We start from the raw sequence: 18,347 nt of genomic DNA on the forward strand, positions 1-18,347 counted from the left end.
TAATCTCAGTTATTCGTTTAGTAACTTTATACCTCTCTCAAGATTATTTAACGGGCTCGGGAAGAATCTCAGTAGTACCTCTCATCCAACGGAAACTGCGTTTCAAAGGGTTACCGGCACGCAAATAAGGAGCGTTTTCTGTAGGACCTTCAACCCAGTCGGCATCTTCGGCATTCATCTTCTTCAGGATATCTTTTAACGGACCGCACACTACGTGTTGAGGATCGGGGTTTTTGTAGTACTCTACATATTCGGCAGGTACGAATACAGTTGCAGGTAACAGATTTGTGGGGAAAATCATGCTCCACGATTTCTCTTGGTTCTCACCTTCGCTGGCATCGCTACGTGCCACATTTAGCCACTGGAAAGGCAAAGATTTGAGATGCAACGCCTGGAAGTTCTCCATATTCACGTTATCGAATACATAACCATAAACGTACTCGATAGTACTAGGGAACCAAACTTCGGTTATAGCAGTGTTACCAAAAGCGTGACGACCGATAATCTTAGTACCTTCGTTTACCACTACCTGTTTGAGGTTAGAACAACGGCGGCAAAGTTCGCGAGGAACAGTAGCTAGACCTTTAGGTAGAGCAATAAATTCCAAGTTAGTACAATCAGCGAATTGAGCGTTCTTTATGGTTTTATTCTCTACGTTGGTGAGATCAAGGTGTTTCAATGCACCTTTACCTGTAGTGGTTAGTGTGCGTAACAATTTGAAGTCGTTGTCTGAGAGTGTCCCCATAACACTGAGTTCTGTAATAGCTTCAATGCTGCCGGCACCACTCTTTTTAGCGATCTTGTTTAAGGCATCTTCCAAAGTCTTGCCTTTTTTTATTTCAACGGTAGCTACTTTCTTGTCAGATTTTTGAGCATAACTTGATACAGAAAGGCAGGTTATCATAACCAAAGCCAATGTAATGTTTAAAATTGTTTTCATGATGAATTTATTTAAATAATTTGTTATTATAACTGGTTAAGGGTTTGTTACTTATCATTTTCGAGTGATTACTAATAGTATTAATTTGCCGGTTCTGCTTCTGCTGCGGAAGTTCCGCGCATCCATGCAAATAATGCTTTAGGAGTCAGGTTGATTGTAACAATAAAGTCTGTTACAGACCCTCCAATTGAAGCATTCCATTTAGTGGCATCAGTAATGCAATTTTGAATCAAATCATTGATTTCCGGAATAGAAGATACAACATCTGTTGCTGCAGGATTCTTATACATACTTACATAGTCAGCAGGTACATAGACCTTGCCGGGCAAGTTATCTCCCGCGAAGACACTTGATGCATTTCTAGGCTGATCTGGGTCTCTAACAATGCCTCTCCATTGGAATGGTTTCCCTTTCAAATGAAGTCTAAGATTAGCTAATACTACGTTATCAAAAATATATCCATAAACATTTTTGATAGTGCTGGGGAACCAGACTTCGGTTGCGCTTGTATTACCAAATGCGTGTCTATGAATAATTTCAGTACCTTCGTTAATTACAATTGTCTTTAAGTTTGTACAATGGCGGAAAAAATTACGTTCAATTTCTTTCAAATCTTTAGGAGTCGCTACATAAGTCAACTTCGCGCAACGTATGAATTGTCCATCACTATAATTTCCACCTTGTCCTGGAGGACAAACGTCGAACTCGGATGTAGAAGAGACCTCCGTCATATCGAGGTGAGTTAAAGCACCGCTAGTCGCCATATTTTTCAGTAGTTTCAGGTCTTCTTTGCTAAGTATACCTTTCAACACAAGCTTGGTAACCTCGTTGGCTTGTAGGCTATTTGCATCGAGAGCGGCTTGTATTGAAGCATATCCTTCTTTTGAAATTTCCACCTCGGTAGCGGCATTTTGTGCTATAGTTACAATATCTTTTTTGTCTTCTGTACCTTTTAGAGCTATGCTGACATTTGCCGAACGACCTTTCATCATCTTGTTTTTGTCGTAGGTTAGCACAATTTTGCCTTTATTAGCCATAGAGCCGATATGTAGCCAATCTACGACCTTACCTTCATCATCCACAACCTCAGCTATAATTTCATTAGCGGCATTTTCCACTTCCTCTTCTGTTTCATAAGTTAGCAAAGTACTACCACCCGCACTCGTTAAGGCTGTTTGGAAATCATCCTTGTTACTGATCCAGATGTTCACATCTGCTGCCTTTTGTTGTGAGATAGTAAACTCTTGCATGATAGTTTCATCGATGGTTGAACGTAAAATGGCTGTAGCTGTACGGCTACCGGCTTCATTAGCTGCTATTGTCAACTCATAAGTATTCAGGTGAGTTTCATCATTGGGAGTAGTTGCTACTGTAACCCACTCTGGTTTGGATTGTTCGACAATTAATTCTAATTGTCTACTCTCGGTGATATTAGTTGCATCGTATTCCAGGGTAATAGTCTGTTTCCCGGCAGCTCTTAAATCTTTGAACTTAGCTTCATTTTTAAGGGTGATGACAGGTTTCTCCATACCTCTCTGTACTACGCTCAAAACCGCTTTTACACTTTCATCATTTTTGGCAATAATACTGATAGACCCCGAACGGGTAGTAAAAGTTTCGTTTGCCGCTACTTTGAAATAAAGAGTATGGCTGACGAGTGCACGGGTTTTCGCTGCAGGCGCCTCCGCTTGTTCAATCCATGTATTTTTGGTTTCATAAGTGTAGTCACCCATGTTGGTTCCAAACTCTACGGAGATCACTTGTTCTTTGTTTGTCAGATCTGTGTATGAGTCTTCGTTGGTGATAACTACAGCATTGAGCTGAGCCTGATGAATGGTATATGTTTCACTCAATGTTCCCGCCTTCAGCGTAAATTGTGCCGAACGACTTTCATATCCTTCGTTTTTAGCGGCTCCCGCATACACTTTGATACTTTCACCTGCTTTACCTTCACGATTGAATACGGTAACCCAATCTTGGGCTTCGATCGAAGGCTGCTCGTTCTCATCAAGGTAAGTCACTTCAATTTGCCAATCTTTGTTAGTAGTAAACTCCAATGTTTCGGCTTTATTACCGGCGGCAGTGAAGTTGAATACATTGCTGGGTATCTCTGAAATAATCTCCAGCGTGGGTTCTTCCTCTGGTTCGGGAGGAAGTATATTCTCCTTGCCATCATCGCATGCAGCCAAGAAAAGCAGCGAGAGACAGCCTAAAATCGTTTTGAAACTCGTTTTCATGGTTTCTTCGTATTAAGTATATTAGTTCAATTTGAATTCTTCTCTCACAATGTTAAGGTATTTCATTCCATAACCATTACCATAATAAGGATCGGTCGGTTCGATGGACGAACCATATTCCCAATTGTTAAATGCATCGATAATTACCATGGGATGTTGACCGAGGTTGATTTTGGCTACGTTGCACATATCATGGAACAACCCTTCATCGTGCATCTGGATAGGGACATTGTAGCGGTCGGTACCGTTCCACATCCAAGCGTTGTAGCTGGTTGAGATGGCGGGAATGAAGTCTATATTGTAGTTAGTCAACGTATATTGACGATTGTACTTATAGCTCTCGTTGATGTATTGGGGATACATATAAGAGCGTGCCCAGTCCATTTGGTTGAACATATTATCCATATACACCGCATCTACTCCACCTGTCATGAAGAAGTTGTGAAAACGGGCAGCGGGACTCCAATTAGGCTGGCGGGCCACTAGATAAAGATCGAGGCCGGTAGCCTCTTTTACGCGTTGGCGAATATTGTCGTACAGTTTCTTTGAATCTTTGGAATAGAGTTGATGAGCATTCCAAAGCACCAACATAGGTTTGTTGTCTATTCGGTAGTAGAGTTCATCCTCCAAGAAAGTATATGCCAGTTCTACGAAGAATTCGTACAATGCTTCGCAACGGGCTGAGATACCGTCGGCATCGGCGTCGTCTTCGATACGGACATCCGCACTTAGTCCGTTGGTAAAATCGTTCATCATTACGGAAAGTGCATAGTGCATACTACCCCAGTTGATTTTTCCCTCAGAGAGTGGATCCTTTCCTGATAAATAGTTGACAAAATTAGCACTACCTTGTTGGATTTTCGAGGAAGTGCCATTGGCGTTGTAGCGCATGGCGGGCAGGATGAAGAAGTCTATACCGCCCTCTTCCTGTGCCCAATCAAGATGTTGCTGTATTAAGTTAGCTGTTTCTGCAATAGTGGTATTCATTGCATAGCGGCCTAATACCGGGCGTTGCTGTGGACAGAACTGCGGAAATTTGCCGTCAGCCACATATTCACCGGTAAGGCGATCGTAGCGCGCTTCGTCGATACCTTGACTTCCCGTACTATAATAGAGAACACCTACGGGTATGTTTGAGGTCGGTTCAACGTCGGGTATTTCGTAGTTCAAGAAATAATCGTCTACGGATGGTCCTTCATCTTTGGGGTCACAAGCAGTGAGACCAAACAATAGGGAGCAACCCAATATGACGACCTTATGGAACATATTATTTGTTTTCATCTTTCATCTATTTTATTTGTTATTTTTCAACTTTATATACACACACGGTGGAGTTGATTACGAAGCTGTAAGCTTCTTCGAGCGCTAGGGTGGCATCTTTAATACCGGTAAGTTGTTGTGCGTTCTTCACAAACTCCTCATAGTTCGCACCATATTTCTTTTGCTGCATATCCATATTAAAAGGCACATAGGTCATGGCACGATATCCTGCTATGGTAGCTTCTTTGTCGGGAACAGGTTTGGCAAAATGTAAACAGATAAATACATTGTCACCCCAACGTGCCTCGTTGACATCCGGACTATTCTTTTTCAGCATCTCCACTGCTTCGTAGTAGGCTGTTTCGTTGTTAATACGATCAGCATTGGAGAAATATACACGTTCGGGGTAACCATAGTCGGGATCACCGCCTTCTTCGTAAGAGTTCAATCCGTTCGAGAACAAGGGAGGCAGATTGAGAGCACGTGTACGGCGTTCCATTCTCCAAGCAGAAAGCCCATCACCGAAATCGGCAATCCAGCGTTGTACATAAATCTGCTTCAGTTTACCCTCATCACCGTCAGTTTTTCCCTTAATTGTAGCGGTCATCAATTTACGTGTATCGTATAATCCTTCATGATCGGTTCCCCAAGCTACACCGGGCTGTGCCAGATATTCGGCTACCTCATTGCTGATCCCGTTCTCTTGGAAAGAAGCGTTTATTCCTGCTTCGTAATAGGATTGAGCGGTTTTGCTGCCCAAACCAAACTTCATGCTGGCTTCGGCGCAAAGGAAGCAGGCATCTGCCCAACGGAACAAAGTTAATGGAGCGTCTTTTTCGTAATATTTTTCTTTTATCATGCAACGGTTGTACGCCTGGTCGGACATAGAAAGTGGGTCAGGAAGTTCCAGTGTACCGTTGGGATCGGAGGGGTCTTTAGGTCGCAACCAGCCGAATGGTGTACGTCCACCGGGATTCTCAGGTGTTGGCGGATAGGGAATGTTATAGCGTACACGCAATGAATCACGTACCTCATAACCCTCAATCATCCATTGCAAGTGTAAAGCCTGCTGTGTTGCGTTACAACCGAACTGTTTACAATCGTGCGAACGGGTTAAGAAGTCGGGCATTAGATATGGAGCTGCTTCTTTGCTATATTTATTGGATTCCTCAAAATAACATTGCATACGTGGGTCATTGTATGTATAAAGGTAAACAGCAAAATATTCATTCATGGAAGGCAGGTTGTCGTACTTCCCCGATGTTTGGATCTGATCTTTATAAATAAGTTTCCAATAACGTGAGTTATCCACATCAATCACGTTGCCGTATTTGGGAGCTAAAGCCTCGTCAAGCGATGAGATAAGCCAATCTTCGTGTTCCATTGATTTGGCTGCATATTCACGTGCTTTATCTATACTGATATTCTGGATATTCATCGCCACCTCCAGCCGGAGTGTATTTGCCAGTTTGCGCCACTTTTCCACATCGCCGCTGTATACGGGATCTCTATCCAATGCATCTGCAGATGAGGAGGGATCGAAGAGATCAACCGCTGTGCTCAGCAAGTTAAGAATGCCGTCGTAAGCCTTTTCCTCAGAATCGTAGGCGAACGAACGTTTGCTAGTGTCGTCTCCCATACCCATATCACTCAGGCAAATAGGACCGAAGAGTGACGTAAGCTGGTAAAAAATAAAAGCTTTCCACGTTTTTACAACGCCTAATGCATTGGGTTTGTCGCCTGTTGCTGTGTACTTGACATCAAGCGATTCAAGGTCACGTAAGATATCTACATAAAAAGAACTTAAATATCGGTCTCCACGTTCACTCCAGACTGAGTTGAATGCCCTACTAGCCATTTGACGTGAGTAAAACCACATGCGATAGTAGTTAAGATCGCTGATCGTGTTCATGGTACGATACACCGTACCCGGAAATATATTTCTTAGCTCTATGTTGTAGAGTTTATTGGGATCGGAGTTGGTACTTTCAAAATCGTCGGTACAACCTACAGCGATTGTAGCGAGCAGCATCAACGAGAATATTTTATTTTTCAGTTTCATAAGTTAGTTCGAATTAAAATGATATTTTGACGTCGAATCCATAAGTAGCCGAAGGTAGGTTGAAACCATATTCAAAACCTTGGGCATTACCTGTAGTTGAAGTAGCCTGCGGGTCGAGCCCTTGAGGTGTGTTACAAAACAAGGTAGCAATGTTACGTCCTACTCCACTTACACGGACTGCCTGGAAAGGTGTTTTGTGTAGCCACTTCTTTGGAAAGTCGTAGCTCACTGTAATTTCACGCAGTTTGATGTATGAAGCGTCATAAATAAAACGTGTCATATCACGCAGTACGTTATGTTGCCAATAACTTTCCGGACGTGCATATCCCATCACAGGTTGCCCTGCCCATCCGTTAGGTACATCGCTGTCATAACGGCAATTAGTCAATATGATACCTTTGGGGCGGGACCCATCAGGATAAACTTGTGTATACGGGTTTGACGATACATTGCTGAACCCGGGTTGCATGAATCCGGCACGTTCGGCATCAACCTCACCTAACACTTTACTAGAGAAAAAATGTGCGTCACGACCTTCGAGAGACTGAATCGATTGTCCGTCACGAGCACTATTCACAGCTGTTTGTGAGAGGAAGTGCCCACCTTTTTGGAAGTCGAGCATAAATGAGAATGATAGATTCTTCCAACGGAATGTGTTGCCGAAGCCTCCGCGCCAATCGGCCTGTACATTACCTACATAGATTTGTTCGGGATTTTCCTTTGGGTTCCCGTAAATGTCACAAAGTATGTAACCTTCTTCATCACGCTTATAGGTGGGTGCATAAAGAGCACCGTAGGATTTACCGACCTCAGCGTATGACCTTACATTACCAATACCATAACCGATTTCAAGTTTATCCATACCTTCAGGCAGTGACTCTACCATCGAATTGTTTTTCGACCAGTTGAAAAGCATCTTCCACTCGAAGTTTTTCGTTTGGATGGGGGAACCGCTTAATGATATTTCCCAGCCTTTATTGGATATCTCACCCGAGTTGATGACGATTTGTTGATAGTTGGAGAATACAGATACAGATGTTCGTACAATCTGGTCATGGGTAGACTTGGTATAATAGGTCACATCGGCTGTGAGGCGTCCGTCAAGTAAACGAACTTCGGCACCAATCTCTTTCGATATGGTAGTCTCAGGTTTCAAATTTGGATTCTTACGAAGTGTTTCACCTGAGAACCAAGCCATATCATTACGGAACAGGCCGGCATAAGAATATCCGTTGATTAGTTGGTCAAAACCACTATCATTACCCACACGGGCAATAGAACCACGAAGTTTGGCAAAGGCAAGTGTTTTACTCTTGATTTTTGGGAAAATCTCAGTAAGCACTGCACTCATACTGCCTGATGCATAAAAGTAGGAGTTATTCGCTTTAGGTAGTGTGCTCGACCAGTCGTTACGGAAAGTGGCGTCGACAAACATTCCTTTATAGCCTAGAGAAACCATACCGAATACAGACTGTTTCTGTTTGCCTGTATGAATTTGTTGGCCAGTGAGTACTGAGGCGTTGTTGGCGATAGAGGTTATATCGGGAGCGGCCAATACATTGACTGTTTGGACAGACTTATCCCAACTGTTTTTTTGCATTGAAGCACCCACATTGGCGTTTAGGCTGAGTTGCTTGAAGAATTTGTTATTGTACGAAATTACTCCTTCGTAATTGTAGTTACTTGCCTTCTCACTAAAGTTTTGGTAGTAGCCGTCAATATCCCACATGGTAGAATAGTTGTCAAATCTCCAGCCGTTCTTGTTGTTGCGTTCCATGCTGGCTCGTAAACGTATGTTGAAGTGCTTCAAGGGTTTGAGGTTCACGGTCAGATTACCTCGGAAGAGATTGCGTCCATCGGCGTTTTGCAATTCATTAAGCAGCCAGAAAGGATTATAAAAGCCGTTTCCTAGCACAAACGCCTCACCGTTCTCCTTTTTCCAAGGAGTCAGTTCACTCATAACCATATCACGCGGCATGGCCATGATGGCGTTCATTGGGTTACGGTTACTGCTGCCCTTGTAGTCACGGTTATTTACGTCTTCGAGCTGATAGTTAAGGGAAAGATCTGCGGTAATCCATTTGGCCGGACTCATATTGGCACGCAGGTTAAAGGTATGACGGGTCATTTCATCATAGTTTTTCAACATCCCGGCATAGTTGATACCTGTATAATTGAAGCGGATAGATGCACCGTTGAACACCTTGTCTACTGCGACACTATGTGTTTGCTGAATACTCGTTTCATACATATTTTTCACCACATCATTGGTGGGTGAGTAGGAGCGTACTACATTGTTACGTCCCATGACGTCGAAGCCAAGCATGGGCAAACCCCATGAACGTGAGTAGCCGGTATTGCCCCAGTTGAATGAGTAAATACCGTATGGCCAATCGGGGTTGTATTCATATCCATTCATAGCATTGGAAGTGGGAAAGTTGAATCCTTGATTCATTATTTCACGAATCATACTTGCCGAGCCGTAAACATTCTGGTAAGCAGGATATTCACGTAAGAAAGTGAATTGCATATTATAACCATAAGATACGCCTAATCCGGCTTTTTTAGAAGCCTTACGAGTGGTAATCAATATTACGCCATTGGCAGCATCCGAACCGTAAAGAGCGGCGGCATTGGCACCTTTCAGCACTTCAATATTTTCAATATCATCGGGGTTAATGCTAGATGCAGCGTTACCATAGTCGAGGTCACCGCTTTCGCCCATTTCGTTCATTATGGGTACACCGTCGATCACGTAAAGGGGTTGGTTATTGCCTGTGAGCGAGTTGTTGCCACGAATTTCCACACGGGTAGATGAAAGAGGACCACCGTTAGAGATGATATTTACACCCGCCACTTTACCGTTAAGACTGTTCAATAAGTTAGGGTCACGTGTATCGAGCAACGACTCCGTATCGATAGACTGACGGGCGTATCCCAGAGACTTTGCTTCACGACTGATACCGAGTGCCGTTACCACTACGGTTTCAAGCATCTTACTATCAGAACTCATTTTGATACGCATTGGCTTATCGGATACTTTTGCAGTTTTGTTTTGGTATCCAATAAAGCTGATGGAGAGCATTGCATTTTTCGGTACACGAATCAAGGTAAAGTTACCATCCAAATTGGTGGTTGCACCTAGATTGTTGTGTCCTACCACAACCACGTTAGCGCCGGGTAGCGGTTCATCATTCTCATCGACTACCACACCGGTTACCCGTATGTGATTCTGTGCCGAAAGAGGAAGTGCAAAGAATGCGAAAAGCATCAGATATGCCACGATTCTTTGACTTAGATTTTGCGACAGATTTTTCATGATATTTTTAATTAAATGTTAGTTTTCTTTTCATTGGTTATAATCAGATAATCGAGCTTGGGGGTACCTGAGGTTATTTCGAGTATTGTACGGCGCCATCCTTTCTCGCCGCTATGTTCTACAAAAATCTCTTCGGTTTTCCATTCGCCATTGGTATCGGGTAATTTGATAACCTCAGAACGAAGTATGTCATCACCTTCACCAAATTCGAGCGTAACGCTTGCTGCGTACCTGGCATTATATCGTAGACTGATCTTCACAATCCCTTTGTCGTATGGAAGTTCTTTCCATTCCAAATATTCACCCGCTTCCGTATTGCCTACATACCATAGGGTAGGAGTGGTTTCGGAACCTGCTACTTTATATACATCAAGGTTTCCTGTTCTATAACTGCGGCCTGTATTGCCTTCACTCAGGTCGAGATAGTCATCGCAGGCTTCACATTCCACACGCAGTGTTTCAGGGTAGGCACGTGTGCTGTTGTATTTACGTAATATATTGAGCCGTTGGTTGGGAAAATCGAAGTACTTGGTATCCGTGCTACGCCATAGAGCTGCATCTTCAAGCATGTCAGTGAGTCCCTCGATAATTACCAGGTCGGTTTTACGGGCGATTATTTTGTTGAAATTATCCTTGAAGCGTTTACCATGATAAGGATCTAAAAACATAGGTCGGCTGGCGTTTATCTCACCGGTAGAAAAAGCCGGTACACAGGCTCCTACCTTATTGCCATTCAGCTCTTCGACAGTGAATGAGGTTGGGTTATTGCCTTCGGCCACAAACCAGCCGTTAATAGACTGCAATATTTCGGGGGTGTTTCTTAAGGTCTCATCGAGCTTTACAAACGATTTGTCAGCGCAGATGAATAATTCTTCGCCAAAGGTTGATTTGAAATCTTCCTGCATTTTAGCGAGTACCGCTCTCAGTTTGCCGGTACAATCTATGGGTTTATTACCTAGAGCCACATAGTTGCAACTTAAGAACCCGCCAACATTCCAAAGATAGAGTACGGGTTTTCCTCTGAAGCGGAAAAGATAATCCTTGTACTCACCATTATTGGCGTAAAAATTGTCAAAAGCCAATTTGATGTTGTAATTCCATATATAAGGATATATTTCATCAAGGTTGTCAAGAGGATAGAGTACCTGTTCGTCAGTTAAGTTGAGATTCTTTTGTGTCGCTTCCGATATGCGATATACATATGCTCCATAGAGGTTGAAGTTGCGAGCCGAAGCCCACGAAGCGGGAGTATCATCGAAAATTGCTACTTTGGTATCGGTTATGCCTCGACGTTTAAGTGCTTTCAGAAAATCTTTGATACGAGTTGGATCACCATGGTCTCTTTCATATTTAGGATCCGTGTCGGCTTTAGGCAAGCGTCCTCGTGTGTTAGCGGCTACATAGTCCATACCGCTATACTCTATTTCCTCTACCAGGTCATCCCACCATTCTCTCTCGTTATCGGGAGTGTAAGTGGAGGCATTGGCGTTAAACAGGGGTTTATTGTAATAAATCTCGGTTGCTGTGCCGTCGGACTGTTGAATTTTGCCACTACGCAGTTCACCTTGATAACTGAAAAGAGCACCCATTTTAAAGGTATGGTGTGGAATATTGTCAATCTCGTGTGGAGCAGGGAATATATAAGTATCCTCTATCGGCTCTGTAACAACAGATGATTCATCAGAGCATTCTGCCAGTAATAGTATTGCAGTCAGGCCTAAGAGTAAATACTTAAAAGGTTTCATAATATTTTCTTAAATGATTTAACGTCTGCAAAGTAAATGGATGTGTATTAACGACTGTGAGATTTGAATATTAACCAAAAATTAATCTGCGCTTAATTGTCAAATTAAGCGCAGAAAGTTGAAAATAGATATGCTTTTTGAGTTGATAAATATGATAATATCAGGAATCTTTAAGCGTGAAAGGTCGTTCCGGATATAAACGTAACTGCTAATTACAAAGGTTCTCTAAGTCAGTGAATGCTACTTTGTAAGGTTCGTCCAATGTATCTTGATATTCTTTACAGAAACGGTCGTACAATTTCTTTGCAATACCCTTTTTCCCTTCTTTAAAGAGTGCTATACACTTGGCCGCTAAAGCTTCTTCACTCAAAGAGTCGTGCAGGAACATAATGTCGGCAATACGTTGCTGCTTCTTCAAATTACCCTCTTTCACTGCTTCGGTAAGCAGTTGTTTCAACAAATCAACGGATAAGCTTGAGTAGTCTGTTTTGAAGTCATCCAACCAATCAATCGTGCTGTTAGGCAGTAAAGAACCATACAACAATAACTCTAAGATACGATTCAGCTGTCCGTCATCAATTTTTCCATTGATGTCCAATCCGCGTATACAGGTAAGCATCTCATGATAATCACAAAAGACCTCCCCCCATTCTATACGCATGGTTCCGTTTTCATTGACTATATCTACGTCACCTACAGTCTCGAGCAATACCCTAAGCTTGCGTACCGTAACGTTACGGTTGTTGCGTGCCTGATTATCTTCTTTATCAAACCACAATAATTCTGTCAGTCTTTTCACCGAAATTCCTCGTGTGTCCTTTTCTGAATGCAATATTAATAAAAGAAGAAGTTCTTTTAATCTTGGAGTGAATGAAAGGGTGATATCCTTTCCATTGCGGTCACACACTCTAAAGGGTCCCAGCATAGATACCGCTGACCTGCTTCGATCATAATAGTTTTGAATTACGGCAGTTCCTTCGATTGACGGATTATTTTCTTCTTTCTCCGATATTGGTATGATGGTAGTGTTATCATCGGTTTGTTCCGGTTCTTGTAAAGACGATGGTGCGTTGCGAAGCTGTATTATACGCCGGCGATACCAGAAGGCACAAATCAACAAAATGCTAAATGATAAGAGTAGTATAATTATTACACTCTTTGTATCCCAAGTATGCGAAGGTACGGGTTGTAATATATCTTCCTCGCTCAGCAAGGGAGTATTAATTGCATAGATGAAGAATTTATGTGAATGGTCACTCAATATTTTATCTATCATCAAATAGAATTTGTGCTGAGCAGCCGAGTAGCAAAGTTTGTAATCGAAGTCCTGATATTCATCGAAATTGCGAATAGCGTGTGATACAACTGTATAATTTGAATTGTGCAGGTTGAAGCATACTAATTTACCTCCTTCGTCATCCATGTTGACTACGTAGAGACAACTATCCGTAGGGTTAAAGTACATTGAGGAACTTAGGATGCACCCCACTTTGTCTTTATATTTTTCTTCACCGTCCCATAGCTTCACAGCTTGCTTGCTGTCCAGATCAATTCTCCATAAATCATAATAGAAATAGGACTCGACAGCTTGTCTTCCTAATTTATTTCCCCTTCCTCCCAAAATATATAACTTATTGTCATAAGCGGTCATGGCAGCTGCAAAGCGTGGGTAAACTTGAGGTTCATAATTAATTTTTTGTAAAGTATCAACGTCAACTTTCCAGCGAAATAGATCATTGTGGTAAGTGAAGTGTCCGTAGCCTCCAAAAAAATAATAGGCAGAATCGGTTGGATTAAACGTGTATGCATGATTGTTGTAGATAACATCGTATTTGTTATCTTGTATGGGGCACCACTCGTTTGTCTCAAACGAAAAACGTGCTATTTTATTTGAGATAAGAGAATAAGCTACCAATTGATTGGTTAGTGTGTCGAACAAGCAATGGCTGTTGTAATCGGTTATAGAATAGTTGTCTTTCGCCTCATGTCTTCTTTGCAATGCGAATTTATGGTCATATACCTCTATAACATTTTTTTTTATAAAGTAGAATTGTGTTTTTCGTGCATCAAAAGCAGCCAAGAGAGGTTCTGTGCTAGTTGTGCTATAAACAAGCTGCCATTCCATATGGTTGTCCATTAACCAATATGGAGATTCGGATATAGCCGGAGATTGCATTATTTCATCTTGGCAAATATTGCCATTATGTTTACCTAATTTCCAGAGACGCACTTGTTTGCCATTCTGTGCTAAAGAGATGTTGCGCACATTCATCGGAACTACATCACGTCCGAAGCTATTCAATCTTCCAAAGGTGATAGTTGAGGAATGGAAATTATGCAATGGAATGGATACACTGGTTTCAGCTTGTGCGTATGAGAACTTTATTTGATTCATTTTCCGGTCGAGCCGTAACGAAACCGGTACCCATTGTTGTCTGTGAAGCGGTGTCTTGAGATAATGTATTTGGTCGTTGAGTACCAAAGCCGGATAAATGTGGTTATTCTCATCAATTACCAACATCAGGTGAACAGCTGTGGTATCGTCGAAAGTAAGGTGCAATATTGCTCCGAAAATAGATTCATTATTTCTCAAGTTCAGGTCAAAAGATAGCTCAAATTGATTGGTAAGAGCAATTGGCTTTCCCCCCTCAAGTTGTAGCGAGGTACGATTGGCAGCCGATACCTCATACGCATGAAAGTATAAACCGCTATCTAGTTCGGTCGCTTGCATATTAATTGTTGATAGTAAGCAGGCGCCTAATAACAAGATATATTGATAAGTTTGATTCATTGTAAGTTTAATCGTAGGATATGGTTGATGCAAATATAGTTTTTTATATCAAAACAAACAATAATAATCAAGAAAACGTATATCAGTGTGTGAAAACTGATATACGTTAATCTGAAAACACATCTTGTTACCTTATACTAAAACCTATTTCTTTATACCTACCGAGGGAGGAACGGCACTTACTCCCCATGTCTTGTTGGGCTGTTTGCCCATTACTAATACCAATTTACCCCCATTTTTAATGTCTTGATGATTAAACCATGCCTTATCCAAAACCTTACCGTTTAATGTTGCCTTTTGAATATATTTATTTTGTGGGGATGCGTTAGGAGCTTCTATTTCAAAGAACTTGCCGTCGCCCAAGTCTATACGTGCATAAGTAAACATTGGACTACCAATGTTATAAACCGGCATACCGGGAGTAACCGGATAAAATCCCAAAGTTGAAAAAACGATAAACGAGCTCATTCCACCGCCGTCCTCATCACCGGGCATTCCCATTAGGTCGGGGCGAAACCAAGTGGTTAACATCTGGCGGATACGTTTCTGAGTCTTCCAAGGCTGACCTGCATAATTATAAAGATAGGGTACATGCAATGACGGTTCATTAGCCATCGAGAATTGGCCTACATTGCCTGTATGGTCCGGCAATTGAGCATAAAACTCGTATTTACTTTTACCCAAAGGCTGTGCGAAAGTACTGTCAAGGTTATGAATGAAACGCTCATTACCACCCATTAAGGCTATAAGGTCAGCAATGTTATGAGGCACATCCCAACGATATACCCATCCGTTATTTTCACCGTAATATTCACGTGCTCCCATACCACCGGAATAACGATAATCAAAAGGCTCAATCCATTTGCCGTTCTTGTCCTTAGGATGGAAAAAGCCAGTCTGTACATTATAAACATTCCGGTAATTGTATGAACATTGTGAATAGTAATCAGCCTCTTCTTTCTTGCCTAAAGTAGCAGCTATGCGTGACAGGCACCATTGGTCGTAGCTGGTACCGAGTGTTACGGCAATAGGTTGACGCTTTTCAAACGGGTGCACGTTTGGATCAGTCTCTTTCTCACCAGGTTGCAAAGCCGGGATATATCCTTTTTCACGATAGAATTTGTCGATCCATCCGGCAGGCTTGCCGCTCCAAGGAGCCAAGGTTTTTTCTTCCATACCTTTTCTGCATGCTTCAAATGCTTTGGATGCATCCACCTTTAATTCCTTATAGATGGCGTCGGCTACAGTCGCGACAGCATGGTTGGAATTCATACGGCGTGAATCGCCTGTCACTTCAGGAAAAGTTGGCATCCAGAAGTTCTCCATTTGTTCAGCCATGGTGAGGAAGCTATTGATGATATGTTCTTCTTTTTCCGCTTCGATCAATATACGTAAGGGATGGGCTGCCCGATAGGTATCCCAGATCCAATCATCTGTATAGAAAGGTATACCATTGTCAGTATGTACCTGTCCGTCAAAAGCACTATAATAGCGGCCGTCTTCACTCAAGCAGATAGGACGTTCGAAGGTGCGGTAAAGAGATGAGTAGAAAAGCGTTTTATCAGCTTCACTTCCACCCTCGACCTTGATTTTTGAGAGTGTTTCATTCCATATTTTGCGACCTGTTTCCGCCAACTTCTTTACATCGTAGTCCTTTATTTCACGGCGAAGGTTTCTCTGGGCTTGTTCTTCACTGATGAATGATACACCATAACGTAAATGTACGTTGGATATGCTTTTGGCGAAACGCCATGCCGCACATGCATTTTGACCATCTGCATCAACTTTTGAAGAGTCAATCTTACCTTCAGTTACCACTCCTGCTAATTCAGGAGTTTCTTGTGTTTCTATATAGAGGTATACTTTAGTCTGCTCGTCAAGCTTTTGATATCCGCTAATGGCATTTCTATCTACTTTTATATGTCCGTTGCGGGTATTGACTAGCACATACGGTTGTTTGTCGGTCTCGAAAGTCAGTTGATAGATGGCTGATTGGTGTGAAAGCGCATATTCGGCTTTCATACGATTATCATCAAGTTCTACTGTAAAACCATAAGGGTGGATTTCCTCATTGTCATAATTATAAGCAATAACGGGAGAGAGAACTTCAGACTGTGTTGGTGTCAGATTGAAAGCTGAACGTTCACGGTGATTGGTTACAATAATAGGTAATCCGTTTACTCTTTCGGAAGTGTAATCGGCACGTTCGGGATAAATACGTAACATGCTGTTGGGCAATTGTACCGTAGGAAAAGTCGGTACCAATAAATGACTCACATTTCCAATATATGGATTGACGTAATCCACACAACTTTTTACCGATTCAGAGTGCTCGGAGTGGCATGCTGCCAGCGACAGAATACCGGCTAACATAGCAATCGATACTATTTTTTTCATGGTTGTATAGTTTATTATTTTAGTTTTTCTTGTAATTGTTTACGTGCCTCTCCAACCAAACGTAGGTAGTAGTCGCTGCCTGTCGAGGTTTCGATAGGTACAAATATCGAACCTAGAACAGGTTTAGGCACCCTGGTGGCACATTTAAATATAGCCGTTCCTTCGTCCATTTCATCAAACATGGCTATGTAAAGCATCTGTGCTCCACTTTCGATAGCACCATCAAGTTGTTTCTTGAAAAATTTTCCTTCGTTACGGGGAATGTAGGCGTTATTATCTTTCATGTTTCCCCATGAGAATCCGGGAAAGCAAAGAGGGGCATAGTCCACCTTATTTGCATTGGTCCATTGGATATCCTGCTTGATCAGTTCCTTAAAATAAGGATAACGTGATTCGTTGAAACGAGCGACTAACCAAGGCATTATAATATCACAACGCTTTATTAAAGTATGTAGACGGACATCGTTGATAGCATCGTTGCGCAGCTCGCGCCAGAAAGCAGGAACTCCGAGCATGATACTGAATCCGCGCTTTTTCAGTTGACTGACTAAATATTCTATTTCATCTAAACCATAATGACGTCCGTCATTAAAGCCAACTCCCCAAACCGTAACTAATGGTTTGCCATTGTGGTAAAGATAAGAAGGATTGTGTGTGTGCTTAAACAGACTATATTGTCTGGACAAGGTGTCAATATCCGTCAAAACCAATTCCACATCTTGTTTGCGTATACCACTAAGGTCGTACATGATTGAAATTGCCCGCTCATATTTCAAAGCGGAAATCATGGCATTTTGTAATACTGTATCAAAATGATTCTTGATTTTCGGATGACGGATATCAGCTACAAAACGTTGCATGAATACTCCATCCAATCCATATTCTTTCATCCAACGGAAGTGAACATCAACAGTGGATGCGTCGTGTGAAGAAAACACCTGGGCTTTGCTACCGTCTTCAAACTCAAAATCGGTGGGATAGAGTTTTGTATACTCACTGACCTCAGGCCAGAAATCAATGCTACAAGAACCTGGCTTGAATCCGTTCTTACCTGTATAATGTCGCCACTGAAGGTCGGCACCATCACCGGGCGTATTAAACCAGCCTTGATAGCCTGCCATCACCAAACCGCGATAAGAGTTGTACATTGTCTTTTTAGCCTTCTTCTGTGCATAGGCCGATGTTACGAATAAGGCAGCCCAACAAGCTATTATTATAAAGAACTTGCTAACCGAGATGCGGGTGTAAGTTTCAACTTTGATGCTCATGTTTTAATAAGATTTTTTATTGAAATTATTTGCCATACTAGATATAATAAATGGATATCTCATAAATAGTATTTGATTACTTTTAAATCATGATGCAAAGTAAAGGCGATGCGTATAATAAATTGTGGAATTTGCGATTAATCTGCGATTAACTGTATATTAATTCAACAATTTAGTCTGATATCTTTAAATATTAATGTTTTTTGAGGAATCTCCTCAGTTAATAATACTTGTTTTCATGTATTATTTTCATTGTTGCGGTTGAAGTGAAGTGTATTTGGGGTCAACAATAGGTCAACAACTACCTAAATTAAGGCTGATATTGCCC

9 protein-coding genes are annotated in these 18,347 nt (G+C 41.9%); all 9 read right to left on the reverse strand.

Annotated features, from left to right (window positions below; genetic code table 11):
• Positions 1 to 43: 43 nt before the first annotated feature.
• The 9 genes from ACNOGP_RS05055 to ACNOGP_RS05095 all read right to left on the reverse strand — a co-directional run bounded on the left by ACNOGP_RS05055 (position 44) and on the right by ACNOGP_RS05095 (position 18,019).
• Positions 44 to 940 (reverse strand): leucine-rich repeat domain-containing protein, encoded by an 897-nt coding sequence (locus ACNOGP_RS05055; RefSeq protein WP_122350442.1) that lies wholly within the window; start codon positions 938 to 940, stop codon positions 44 to 46.
• 80 nt (positions 941 to 1,020) lie between these two features.
• Entirely contained in the window at positions 1,021 to 3,177 is a 2,157-nt protein-coding gene (locus ACNOGP_RS05060; protein ID WP_418214240.1) for a BACON domain-containing protein, read from the reverse strand.
• 21 nt (positions 3,178 to 3,198) lie between these two features.
• Positions 3,199 to 4,458, reverse strand: a complete 1,260-nt coding sequence (locus ACNOGP_RS05065) for a glycoside hydrolase family 99-like domain-containing protein (protein ID WP_418214241.1) — start codon at positions 4,456 to 4,458, stop codon at positions 3,199 to 3,201.
• 19 nt (positions 4,459 to 4,477) lie between these two features.
• Positions 4,478 to 6,499 (reverse strand): SusD/RagB family nutrient-binding outer membrane lipoprotein, encoded by a 2,022-nt coding sequence (locus ACNOGP_RS05070; RefSeq protein ID WP_186966062.1) that lies wholly within the window; start codon positions 6,497 to 6,499, stop codon positions 4,478 to 4,480.
• 13 nt (positions 6,500 to 6,512) lie between these two features.
• A complete protein-coding gene (locus ACNOGP_RS05075; RefSeq protein ID WP_418214242.1) occupies positions 6,513 to 9,818 on the reverse strand; it encodes a SusC/RagA family TonB-linked outer membrane protein in 3,306 nt (1,101 codons plus the stop codon).
• A gap of 11 nt (positions 9,819 to 9,829) precedes the next feature.
• Entirely contained in the window at positions 9,830 to 11,563 is a 1,734-nt protein-coding gene (locus ACNOGP_RS05080; RefSeq protein ID WP_418214243.1) for a DUF5010 domain-containing protein, read from the reverse strand.
• A gap of 208 nt (positions 11,564 to 11,771) precedes the next feature.
• Positions 11,772 to 14,294 (reverse strand): hypothetical protein, encoded by a 2,523-nt coding sequence (locus tag ACNOGP_RS05085; protein ID WP_122350447.1) that lies wholly within the window; start codon positions 14,292 to 14,294, stop codon positions 11,772 to 11,774.
• 204 nt (positions 14,295 to 14,498) lie between these two features.
• Positions 14,499 to 16,751, reverse strand: a complete 2,253-nt coding sequence (locus ACNOGP_RS05090) for a GH92 family glycosyl hydrolase (RefSeq protein WP_418214244.1) — start codon at positions 16,749 to 16,751, stop codon at positions 14,499 to 14,501.
• Between the two features lie 14 nt (positions 16,752 to 16,765).
• Positions 16,766 to 18,019 (reverse strand): glycoside hydrolase family 71/99-like protein, encoded by a 1,254-nt coding sequence (locus ACNOGP_RS05095; protein WP_418214245.1) that lies wholly within the window; start codon positions 18,017 to 18,019, stop codon positions 16,766 to 16,768.
• Between the last annotated feature and the right edge of the window lie 328 nt (positions 18,020 to 18,347).

It is taken from the genome of Bacteroides difficilis (genome assembly GCF_048319815.1).
In the GTDB taxonomy this organism is placed as follows: domain Bacteria; phylum Bacteroidota; class Bacteroidia; order Bacteroidales; family Bacteroidaceae; genus Bacteroides; species Bacteroides zhangwenhongii.